At 76.8% G+C, this 823-nt stretch carries 1 protein-coding gene; it reads right to left on the bottom strand.

Annotated elements, in window-relative coordinates:
* Positions 1-272 precede the first annotated feature (272 nt).
* On the bottom strand, positions 273-823 hold a 551-nt coding region (locus tag G3I53_RS19180; protein WP_203617243.1), incomplete at its 5' end, for an NPCBM/NEW2 domain-containing protein.

Below are 823 nucleotides of genomic sequence, written 5' to 3'. Positions count from 1 at the left end.
GCGGTCCCGGGCGGGATCGCCCCCCGCCGCGGCGCACTCGGCGCCGGCGCGGGCGGCCGCGGCTAGGGCCTCTCGTTCGGATCATGCCGGGCTCGCGGGCCCCGGCACCGCGCCTCGCCGCGTGGTCGTCGGTTGTCAGGGCTCCGCCCGCCCTGCCGCCCTCCTCCGCCTTGCGAGCCTCCCCCAGTGCCTGAACGGCGTGGGAGGTGCCCCCATCACCGGACCCCGCTCCCTGATCCGGCCTGATCCGGACGAAAGACCCCGGCCGCTGCTCAGCCGCAGGTGAAGCGGGACTCCGCCCAGTCCGCCAGGGCCACGCCGTCGAAGGGGCTGACCGGTTCGACGACCAGCCGGACGGTCTCGCGTCCCGTGAGGTCGACGTGCACCGGCACCGCCGGATCGCCGCCCTCGACGACGCCGGAGTTCCACAGCCGGGCCCCGTCGGCGTGCACCGAGAAGGTGACCCTGCCCAGCTTCATGCTCAGGTCGTCCACGCCGACCAGCGCGTCGTAGGCGGTGCAGGGGCGGTTGAGGTCGATGGTGACCGAGGACCGGCCGTGCACGGTGACGCCGTGCGCGTGCCGCCGGCCGGCGATGGACAGGCCCGAGCGCTGCCACACCCAGCTGCTCGCACCGATCCGCATCTCCGGGGCGGTGCCGTCGCCCAGGATGTCGTACGAGAGCCGGCTCCACTGGTGGACCGCCGGGACGGGCGGCGGGGGCGGGGGCGGCTGCGGGGCCGGAGGTGTGGGGGTCGGCGTCGGTGCCGGGGCGGGCGTGGGCGCCGGGGGCGGCTTCGGGCTCGGGGTCGGGCTGGGTGTGG

The organism is Streptomyces sp. SID14436 (genome assembly GCF_010548465.1).
In the GTDB taxonomy this organism is placed as follows: domain Bacteria; phylum Actinomycetota; class Actinomycetes; order Streptomycetales; family Streptomycetaceae; genus Streptomyces.
Note: the sequence above shows the minus strand (reverse complement) of the source record. Positions and strands in the feature narration are given on the sequence as shown.